We start from the raw sequence: 10,088 nt of genomic DNA on the forward strand, positions 1-10,088 counted from the left end.
GAGCTCCCTCAGTGCGTACGGGCCGGTTCGTCGTCCTCGGCCGACTCGGCCGCGGCGGCGATGTTGCGGATCATGCCGCCGAAGACCGCGGCGTGGAAGGGTGCCACGCCCCGCCAGTACGCGTGCCCGGCCAGCCCGTGCGGATGGAACACCGCCCGCTGCCGGTACACCGTGCGTCCCCGCGGATCGGTGTCGACGGTCATCTCCAGCCAGGCCAGGCCCGGCAGCCGCATCTCCGCCCGCAGCCGCAGCAGCCGTCCCGGCTCGATCTCCTCCACCCGCCAGAAGTCGAGGCTGTCGCCGACCCTGAGCCGGGTCGCGTCCCGGCGGCCCCGGCGCAGGCCCACCCCGCCCACCAGCGTGTCCAGCCAGCCCCGCAGGGACCAGGCCAGCGGTGCGGAGTACCAGCCGTTCTCGCCGCCGATCGCCTCGACCACCCGCCACAGCGCCTGCGGCGACGCCGCGACCGTGCGTTCGCGGTGATCGGTGTAGAGGCTGCCGCCCGCCCAGTCGGGGTCGGTCGGCAGCGGATCGCTGGGTGCGCGGGGCGTCGAGGCCGAGGACCACCGGGTGGCCACGTCCGCGTCCTGCACGCGCCGCAGCGCCAGCCGGATCGCCCGGTCGAGGCCGACGGACCCTCCCGGCGGCTCCGCCACATACCGCTCGATGTCCCGTTCCCCGCGGACCACCTCGTGCCGCAGCGACTCGACCAGCGGCCGGGCGAGGGCGCCCGGCACCGGGGTGATCAGACCGACCCACAGGCTGGACAGCCGCGGGGTGAGCAGCGGCACGGGGACGATGACGCGCCGGGGCAGTCCGGCGACGGCGGCGTACCGCCGCATCATCTCCTCGTACGTCAGGATGTCCGGCCCGCCGATGTCGAAAGTGCGGTTCACGTCGTCCGGCAGCCGTGCGCACCCCACGAGCAGGCGCAGCACGTCGCGGACCGCGATCGGCTGGATGCGGGTGCGCACCCAGCTCGGGGTCACCATCGCGGGGAGCCGCTCGGTCAGGTACCGCAGCATCTCGAACGAGGCCGAGCCCGAGCCGATGATCACCGCCGCCCGCAGCACGGCGGTCGGGACGCCCGAGGCGAGGAGGACGCGGCCGACTTCGGCGCGCGAACGCAGGTGGGGCGAGAGCTCGTGCTCGGGCACGCCGGACGGGGTCAGCCCGCCGAGGTAGACGATCCGCCGGACCCCGGCGGCGCGGGCCTGCGCACCGAAGATCCGGGCCGCGCGCCGGTCGGTCTCCTCGAACCCCCGCCCCGTGCCCAGGGCGTGCACCAGGTAGTACGCGACGTCGATCCCGTCCATCGCCGCGCGCACCGACGCCTCGTCCGTCACGTCCCCGCGCACGGCCTCCGCCCGCCCGGCCCACGGATGGTCCCGCAGCCTGCCGGGCGAGCGGGCCAGACAGCGCACCGGATGCCCCGCGTCCAGCAGCTCCGGCACGAGTCGGCCGCCCAGGTATCCGGTGGCGCCGGTGACCAGGCAACGCAGCGGCCGGTCCTTGTCGGTCATGCCCCTCCCGAGGGCTCTGGACAGGGTGCACCTGATCCCAGGCTCGGATCGCGAAACGACTCCCGCAACCTCGGGTGGCGGCCCCACGGCCACGCCCGGGCGGTGATCGTCGCGTACGGGGCGGTACTGGTCACACCGGGGGACGGGACCGCCCGGCGCCGAGGGTGCGGCACGGCTTCACAAGTCTGTCGCCGCGGGACCACATCTCGCTGCCCGGCGGCGTTAGGGTTGTCCCACGAGGCAGATGGTGCTGAACCTTCGAAAGCACGGGTGCCGCGCACACCCGGCCCTCGCCGTGTCCCCGAAACGAAGGTGTCATGCCCGCTGAGAACATCCCAGTCGCCGGGAACCTCGACGACGACGACTATCCCGCCTACACCATGGGACGCGCCGCCGATGTTCTCGGCATCACCCCCGCCTTCCTCCGCGCCGTCGGCGAGACCGGACTGATCACCCCGCGGCGTTCGGAGGGTGGTCACCGCCGGTACTCCCGCCGCCAGTTGCGCATCGCCGCCCGCGCCCGCGAGCTCGTCGACCAGGGCACCCCCATCGAGGCCGCCTGCCGCATCGTCTCCCTGGAGGACCAGCTCGACGACGCCCTCCGACTGAACCGGGACATGCGCCGGAGGCTGGACGGGCACGACCCGGATACCTAGTCCCGCCAGTACAGAAATACGGCCCACGGCGGGGTGAGAATTTCTGAACGGTGCCGAAAATGCACAGGGCCTTGGGCCCCGACTGTGTTAGCGTGATAGCAGTTGCAGTTTTGGTTGCCAGAGACTTGTTTCTTTGCAGAGCTTTCCGGATCTTTCCGGAGGGGTGATCATCGCGGCGACTCGGATCCGTAAAGTGCGGATTCCGGCACTGCCCCCCAAGGGAGATTCAATATGGCATCTGGCACCGTGAAGTGGTTCAACGCGGAAAAGGGCTTCGGCTTCATCGAGCAGGACGGCGGCGGCGCTGACGTGTTCGCCCACTACTCGAACATCGCCACCTCCGGCTTCCGCGAGCTTCAGGAAGGCCAGAAGGTTACCTTCGACGTCACGCAGGGCCAGAAGGGCCCGCAGGCCGAGAACATCGTTCCCGCCTGACGCTGACGCGACTTGTAGCTGGGACCCGCGCTCTTGGGGTGCGGGTCCCAGCTCCATGTTTTCCCCGAGTTCCCGGGTCTCCCGGCACCCTCGGAGTCCCCGGAGTCCCCGGGTTATTGACAGCCCCGGCTTCAGCGCCGAGAGGCATTTCGTATTTCCCTCGGCTCATTCTTGTGAATCCGCGTGCGGTCACCACCGCTGGGCAGAATTCCTCGATACGCCGGATCGAGGAAGGTTCCTCCATGAACCGCACCCGCCGTACCGGCGGCAGCTCAGGTCGTGTCCGTGCCCACAAGTCAGGTCGGCAGAACCCCCGAGCACGCTCCACCACCCGTCCGCAGGAGTTCACCCTGCCGGTCACCCTCACCGAGCCGCTGCCGGCGGTCGCGACGTTCGCCGAGCTGGAACTGCCCGCGCGTCTGCTGACCGCGCTCGGCGCCGAGGGCGTGACCGTGCCCTTCCCGATCCAGGCGGCCACCCTGCCGAACGCGCTGGCCGGACGGGACGTACTGGGCCGCGGCCGCACCGGCTCGGGCAAGACGCTCGCCTTCGGCCTGGCCGTGCTGGCCCGCCTGAACGGGCAGCGCGCCGAGCCCCGCCAGCCGCTCGCCCTCGTCCTCGTCCCCACCCGGGAACTGGCCCAGCAGGTCACCGACGCGCTCACCCCCTACGCCCGCGCCCTGCGGGTGCGACTCGCCACCGTGGTCGGCGGCATGGCGATCGGCCGGCAGGCGACCGCGCTGCGCGGCGGTGCCGAGGTCGTCGTGGCGACGCCCGGCCGCCTCAAGGACCTCATCGAACGGGGCGACTGCCGGCTGGACCAGGTCGCCGTCACCGTCCTGGACGAGGCCGACCAGATGGCCGACATGGGCTTCATGCCGCAGGTGACCGCCCTGCTCGACCAGGTCGCGCCCGGCGGCCAGCGGCTGCTGTTCTCGGCCACCCTGGACCGCAACATCGACCTCCTGGTGCGCCGCTACCTGCACGACCCGGTGGTGCACTCGGTCGACCCGTCCGCAGGCGCCGTCAGCACCATGGAGCACCACCTGCTCCATGTGCAGGACGCCGACAAGCACACCACCGCGACCGAGATCGCCGCCCGCGACGGGCGAGTGATCATGTTCCTGGACACCAAGCACGCGGCGGACAAGCTCGCCAAGCACCTGCTGTCGGTGGGTGTGCGGGCCTCGGCGCTGCACGGCGGCAAGTCCCAGCCGCAGCGCAACAAGACGCTCGCCCGGTTCAAGGACGGCGAGGTCACGGTCCTGGTGGCCACCAACGTCGCCGCCCGCGGGATCCACGTCGACGACCTCGACCTGGTCGTGAACGTCGACCCGCCCGGCGACCACAAGGACTATCTGCACCGCGGCGGCCGTACCGCCCGCGCGGGTGAGTCCGGCACCGTCGTCACCCTCGTCCTGCCGCACCAGCGTCGCGCGATGGACCGTCTGATGGCCGACGCCGGCATCACGCCGCGCTCCGCCCGGGTCCGTCCGGGCGAGGAGGAGCTGCAGCGCATCACCGGCGCCCGGACCCCCTCCGGCGTGCCCGTCGTCCTCGCCCCGCCGGCCGCCGAGCAGAGCGAACGCACGGGCTCCGCGGGCCGCGGCCGACGGGGACGCGGCACCGGCCGGGCCGGCAACGGACGGTCTGCCGCCGCCGGTCGCGGCGGCAGCGGAAACGGGAACGGAAGCGGACGCAGCACCGGCCGGAGCCGTCGCTCCACCCCGAGGAACACCCCGTAGTCCAGGCAACTCCGTGGAGGCAGCCATGCGTTGTGTGATCGCCCGATTCCCCTTCGACCTGACCAAGGGCGAGGTGGAACAGTCGATGAACGGCGTCACGCCCGAACCCGTCGTGGGCGTGGCCGTGACGATCGGCAGTCGTGTCTACCCCGTGATGCAGGTGGGGGAAGTGGTCACCCGGCAGAACCGCCGCGACTTCACCGCGGGTGAGATGCGCCGGGCGCTGACCCGGCTCGGCTTCACCTGCCACGACGCCCCTCCGGTCACGCCGGCCCAGGACACGTCGGCCGGCGGGGGCGCGCTCGGCTGGTGACGTCTCCCTCGGCGCCGCTCCCGTGACACCCGTGGTCCGGCTAGGCTCCTGAGGCATGACTCACCCTGACGACCTGCTCGTCGCGATCGCCGCGATGGTGGAGTCGCGGCACAGCAGCCGAATGTCCCTGACCGTGGTGATCCCGGGAGCCGTCATCACCGGACGGCTGGCCCCCGAGGCCCTGTGGAAGGAACGCGTGGCCGAGGTCCTTCGGGACTCCGAGCATCTGCGGCCGTTCGCCGCCGTGTTCACCCCGCCCCAGGGCGACGGCGGCCACCGGCCGGGACCCGATGAGGGGCCCACCCACCTCCACTTCCACGTCGCCCGGATCCTCCAGGGCAGCTTCGGCATCCCCGACACGGGCGGCATGTACCGCGTCGCGCTGAAGGACGTCAGCGCCTGGACCATCGGGGACATCGGCTACTCGGACCAGTGACGCGCCCACGGTGACGCGCCCACGATGACGCCCCCGCCGCGGCCACCGAGGTGCGGTGGCGGCGGACGGGGGCGTCGTCGGTGACTACCGGGCGAGGCGCCGGTGGGCGTACGGCTACTCGGTCCGCGCCGCGGCGGCGCTCGTCACGTCCGTCACCTTCCAGCGCTGGTTCGTGCCCGAGTTCGGCTGCCACACGCCGACGGCGGCACCGTCGTTCGTGGCCTGTCCGCCCACGTCCGGGAGCTGCCCGGTGGCGGCGTTGACGAGGGTCCAGGTGCCGTCGCCGGTCGTCGACATGATCCACTGGGCGGCGCTGTCGCGGCGGCCCTCGTCGGGCTCGGCCACCAGGGCGCCGTCACGTACGGCCAGGCGCTTGCCCTCGGTCGCCTCGGCGAGGACGTACCGCTTGCGGTTGTCGCTGCCGTTGCCGGTGATCTGCTCCACCCGCCACTGCTGACCGACGGGGTCGGAGGCGTTGGCGCTCCTGATGACGAGGCCGGTGCCGTTGTCGGCGATGGTGAGGTCCTTGCCGCTCTGGACGCCGGTCAGCCGGTAGCTGTGGCCCTTGCGCAGCTCGGCCGCGTCCTTCGCGACGCCGGACACGCCCTTGACGAGGAACGACGTGACGGACTGGGCGGGCACGGTGATCGTGGCCTCCTTGCCCGTGACCCGGACGGCCTTCTGCCGCTCCAGCTTGCCGTCGGCGCTGGTCACCACCGGAGTGACGGTGGCGCGGGAGGAGATACGGCCGAACTTGGACAGGTCGAGCGTGACCTCGCGCGCCTCGGTGGTGCTGTTGACGTGGACGACGGTCGCCGCGTCGCCCTTGCGGGAGACCGCCGCGGTGCTGGAGGTGTCGTCCGTCTTGATCAGCCGGTCGCCGGGCTTGATGTAGTGCGTGAAGTTACGGGCCGTGTCGAACTTGGTGTTGGTGTAGATCGGGCAGCTTTCGAGCGTGTCCTTCGAGGTGCAGCTGAACGAGAGCTGGATCTCGCCCCAGTTGCCGCCCTTCGCGGACTCGCCGCCCGGCTTCATGTTGTCGTAGTCCTCGACGGGCTGCCAGAACACCCAGGCCTTGGGCTCCAGTTCACGCAGATCGTCGACCATGCGCTGAGCCAGGCCCAGGCCGGGCCGCATGTCCGTGAAGCTCTGCCCGTCGCCCCAGTCGCCCTCGACCTCGCTCATCCACAGCGGCTTGTCGGCCGCCTTGGCCAGGTCGCGCACGGTGGTGCGCTGGCTGGTGCCGTAGGTGTGCACGTTCATCTGGCTGACCAGGTCGCGCACTTCCTGCGGGTAGGAGTTCCAGTTCGTGGCGAACGTGCCGGGGTTCGTCTCGTCCATCGCGGAGATCTCCGCGTCCGACCGGGACTTGTCCAGGACCGGGCCCAGCGCGCGGAGCACCTTCTGCTGGAGCTCGGGGCCGATGTGGGCGCCCTCCTGACGGCCGCCGACGGGCTCGCCGTCCGCGCCGAGCTTGGTGCCCCAGTAGTTGGTGTTCGGCTCGTTGAACGGGTCGAGGGTGTCGACCTTGATGCCGTGCGCCTTCTCCAGGCGTTCGGTCGCGCCCACCAGGTACTTGGCGAAGTCGTCCACGGACTCCGTCTTGAGCTGGTCCTTGCCCGCGTCGAAGTTGCCGGAGACGTAGCCGCTCTCGGTCATGAACCACGGCGGGGAGTTACTGAAGGTCTCCCAGTGGGTGATGTCCTTCTTGATGCGGTCGATCCACCAGCGCTGCGTCTTGTCGGCCTTGTTGTTCCAGTCGGCGGGGTCGTCCGCGTCCCACCAGTCGACGTCCTCGCGGGTGGTGCCCGCCGGGGCCTTCCACCAGCCCTCGACCGCGCCGCCGGCCCGCAGGTAGTCCTTGACGTCCGGGGCGTTGCCGCCACCGATGTTGTAGCGGGCGATGTTCAGGGCGAGGCCGTCGTCGCCGAAGAGCAGCTTGGCGAGCCTCTCGCGTATCGCGGGCGGGTAGTCGCCGGTGGCGTTGGCGAACCAGACCAGGCTGGTGCCCCAGCCCTCGAACTTCTCCTGCTTGTACGAGGGGTCGGGCCGGACGGTGACCGAAGCGACGGCGGCGGCGGCCGGGTCGGCGGGGGCGGCCGGCAGTGCGGTGGCGGCCAGCACGGTCCCGGTCGCGAGGGCCGTGACGCCGAGCCCAAGGAGCCTTCTCTTAGGGTCCTTCTGATGGATCTCCGTGGAGTGAGGAGCGGCGTCCGGTGCGTGCTCTCGGCGTGCGGTGTGAAGGGTCATGTGGCGGAGCCACCTGTCCCTTCGCGCCGTGCGGCGAGAGTGCGTGCCGGACGCCGCGACGCCGCGGAGATCCGTCAGAAGGACCCTGAGGGTGCGGTGTGCCATCTCGAGTACTCCAGCTCTTCGGGACCACAGGGTGCGGTTCGGTGCGATTCGGTGCGTTCTCGTATGGTTCTGGCTCGTAATGTTTACGTAAACATCTGCTGGCGGGATGTCTACACTGTCCGAATCTCAGGGGTCAAGGTTCCGGGCCAAAGTCGCGCAGTCCGGGGAGCGAGGGGGACGAAGTGGGCACAGCGGACGGTGACAGCACAGCGGTCGGCACGAGGAAGCGTGCCGCCCGCCCCCGCCAGGGCGCCTCCATGGCCGACGTCGCGCGCATGGCCGGCGTCTCCTCCCAGACGGTGTCCCGCGTCGCCAACGGCTTCCCCGGCGTGACCGAGGAGACCCGGCAGCAGGTGATGGCCGCGATGCGCGAGCTGGGCTACCGGCCCAACAGCGCCGCACGGGCCCTCAAACGCGGCGAGTTCCGCACCCTCGGCGTGATCACCTTCTCCCTCTCCACTCACGGGAACATCCGCACCCTGGAGGCGATCGCGACCTCCGCCGCCCAGCACGGCTACGCCGTCACACTGCTGCCCGTCGCCGTTCCCACCCAGGACGAGGTGAACGGCGCCTTCTCCCGCCTCGGGGAACTCGCCGTGGACGCGGTCATCGTCATCATGGAGATCCACCTCCTCGACGCGGCGACGGTCTCGCTGCCGCCTGGCGTCCAGGTCGTGGTGGCCGACTCGGACGCGGGCGACCGCTACACCGTCGTCGACACCGACCAGGCGGGCGGCGCCCGCGACGCCGTACGGCATCTGCTGGACCTCGGCCATGACACGGTGTGGCACCTGGCCGGACCGGAGGGCTCCTTCGCCGCCCAGCGCCGGGCCAACGCGTGGCGCGGCGCCCTCACGGAGGCGGGCGTCGCCCCACCGCCCCCGGTGCGCGGCGACTGGTCGGCGGAGTCGGGTTACCGGGCCGGTCTGCTCCTGGCCGAACAGCGGGACTGCACGGCGGTGTTCGCGGCCAACGACCAGATGGCCCTGGGCCTCCTGCGCGCCCTGCACGAACGCGGCCGGAGGGTGCCCGACGACGTCAGCGTCATCGGCTTCGACGACCTCCCCGAGTCCGCGTCCTTCCTGCCCCCGCTCACCACCATCCACCAGGACTTCGCCGAGGTGGGCCGGCTCTGCGTCGAGGGCGTCATCGGCAAGATGCGACACGGCGACACCGCCCACGGCACCACGCTGGTCCCGACCCGGCTCGTGCGGCGGGAGAGCACGGCGCCGCCGCCCGGCGGGGAGGGCGGCCAGGGCCAGCGGTTGTCTTCCGGATCAGGTCGTTGACTTGCTCCGCGCCCTGAAGGGCGCGGATTCTGGCCTTCCTTGACTGGTTTCTATGCCGCTACGCGGCACGGTTTCCGGTCGGGAATCCGTGGCTTCCTGTTTCATCACGCTGTGCCAGAACGGGTTCTGGTCTTACCGGCGCTCCGCAGGCCGTTACCGCCAGTCCGGCGGCCGTTTCGATGTTGAGTGCGGCGTTGTGGTCCCGGTCGTGGACGGTGCCGCAGGACGTACAGGTCCACTCCCTGACCTCGAGAGGTTTGGGCCCGTCCTTCACGCCGCAGGTCGAGCAGACCTGACTCGTCGGCTCGAAACGACCGATCTTCACCAGGGTGCGCCCGTACCGCTGCGCCTTGTACTCCAGCATGGCCACGAACTGTGCCCAGCCGGCGTCGTGGACAGACTTGGCCAGCCTCGTGCGGGCCAGTCCCGCCACCGACAGGTCCTCCACGGCGATCCCTTGGTTCTCGCAGATCAGCCGGGTGGAGAGCTGGTGGTGGAACTCACGGCGCGCGTCAGCGACCTTCGCGTGGGCACGGGCGACCTTCACCCGCGCCTTGTCCCGGTTCCTGGATCCCTTCCGCTTGCGGGACAGCTCCTTCTGGGCCTTCTTCAGCTTCTTCTCCGCCCGGCGCAGGAACCGCGGGGAGTCGATCTTCGTGCCGTCGGACAGGACGGCAAAGTGGGTCAGGCCGAGGTCGATGCCGGTGGTGCGGTCCGTCTCGGGCATCCGTGCCCGGTCGGCGGCGGGGTCGGTGTCGATCACGAACGAGGCGAAGTACCGGCCCGCCGCGTCCTTGACCACGGTCACGGAAGACGGCGTGGCGGGCAGGGTACGGGACCACTTCACCCTGACCTCGCCGATCTTCGGCAGGTCCAGCCGCCCGCTATCGGTGACCTTCCAGCGGGCGTTGGCGGTGAACCGGATCGACTGCCGGTTGTCCTTGCGGGACTTGAAGCGGGGCGCTCCCACCTTCGGTCCCTTGCGGGTGCCCTTGAGAGAGGCGAAAAAGTTGCGGTACGCACTCTCGGCGTCCCGCAGGGACTGCTGGAGGACGACCGCGGAAACCTCGCCCAGCCAGGACCGCTCCACGCTCTGCTTCGCCTCGGTGATCAGCTTCTTCGACAGCTCGCCCGCCGTGGGCAACGCCTGCCCGGCCGCCCGGGCCTCCTGGCGGGCGCGGACCGCGTCGTTGAACACCACACGGGCGCACCCGAACGCCCTGGCCAGCGCGGCCTGCTGATGTGCGACATCCCGTGAGTTCCCTGGAGCCCGGCTGAGTCGCTGACCCCGTAGCCAGGGCGTTCTTCCTCCTTCGTGTGCTCTGCTGGCCTGTGA

9 protein-coding genes are annotated in these 10,088 nt (G+C 70.9%); 6 read left to right on the top strand and 3 right to left on the bottom strand.

The annotated features are described in order from the left end of the window. Nucleotides 1-8: 8 nt before the first annotated feature. Nucleotides 9-1,523: an SDR family oxidoreductase gene (locus ACFU95_RS38175; protein ID WP_383838095.1), complete on the bottom strand. Its 1,515-nt coding sequence runs from the start codon at nt 1,521-1,523 to the stop codon at nt 9-11. Nucleotides 1,524-1,840: 317 nt separating this feature from the next. Between ACFU95_RS38175 and ACFU95_RS38180 the strand changes: the two genes are divergently transcribed. The 5 genes from ACFU95_RS38180 to ACFU95_RS38200 all read left to right on the top strand — a co-directional run bounded on the left by ACFU95_RS38180 (nt 1,841) and on the right by ACFU95_RS38200 (nt 5,108). Further along, a complete protein-coding gene (locus tag ACFU95_RS38180) occupies nt 1,841-2,179 on the top strand; it encodes a MerR family transcriptional regulator (protein ID WP_383838098.1) in 339 nt (112 codons plus the stop codon). Between the two features lie 231 nt (nt 2,180-2,410). Beyond that, nucleotides 2,411-2,614, top strand: coding sequence for a cold-shock protein (locus ACFU95_RS38185; RefSeq protein WP_007383480.1), 204 nt, complete (start codon nt 2,411-2,413; stop codon nt 2,612-2,614). A 242-nt stretch (nt 2,615-2,856) separates the two neighbouring features. Next, entirely contained in the window at nt 2,857-4,359 is a 1,503-nt protein-coding gene (locus tag ACFU95_RS38190) for a DEAD/DEAH box helicase (protein ID WP_383838102.1), read from the top strand. 25 nt (nt 4,360-4,384) lie between these two features. Then, nucleotides 4,385-4,672: an SCO5918 family protein gene (locus ACFU95_RS38195; RefSeq protein WP_383838105.1), complete on the top strand. Its 288-nt coding sequence runs from the start codon at nt 4,385-4,387 to the stop codon at nt 4,670-4,672. 55 nt (nt 4,673-4,727) lie between these two features. After that, on the top strand, nt 4,728-5,108 hold the full coding sequence (locus tag ACFU95_RS38200; protein ID WP_383838107.1) for a hypothetical protein: 381 nt from the start codon (nt 4,728-4,730) through the stop codon (nt 5,106-5,108). A gap of 114 nt (nt 5,109-5,222) precedes the next feature. Here ACFU95_RS38200 and ACFU95_RS38205 read toward each other — a convergent pair whose 3' ends face one another. Next, a complete protein-coding gene (locus ACFU95_RS38205) occupies nt 5,223-7,358 on the bottom strand; it encodes a glycoside hydrolase (RefSeq protein WP_383838109.1) in 2,136 nt (711 codons plus the stop codon). A 362-nt stretch (nt 7,359-7,720) separates the two neighbouring features. Between ACFU95_RS38205 and ACFU95_RS38210 the strand changes: the two genes are divergently transcribed. Beyond that, nucleotides 7,721-8,752 (top strand): LacI family DNA-binding transcriptional regulator, encoded by a 1,032-nt coding sequence (locus ACFU95_RS38210; RefSeq protein WP_383838129.1) that lies wholly within the window; start codon nt 7,721-7,723, stop codon nt 8,750-8,752. A gap of 58 nt (nt 8,753-8,810) precedes the next feature. Here the strand turns inward: ACFU95_RS38210 and ACFU95_RS38215 are convergent. Next, nucleotides 8,811-10,088 (bottom strand): RNA-guided endonuclease InsQ/TnpB family protein (locus ACFU95_RS38215; RefSeq protein ID WP_383838112.1); only part of this gene is annotated, 1,278 nt, incomplete at its 5' end.

Source organism: Streptomyces sp. NPDC057623 (genome assembly GCF_042800355.1).
In the GTDB taxonomy this organism is placed as follows: Bacteria; Actinomycetota; Actinomycetes; order Streptomycetales; family Streptomycetaceae; genus Streptomyces.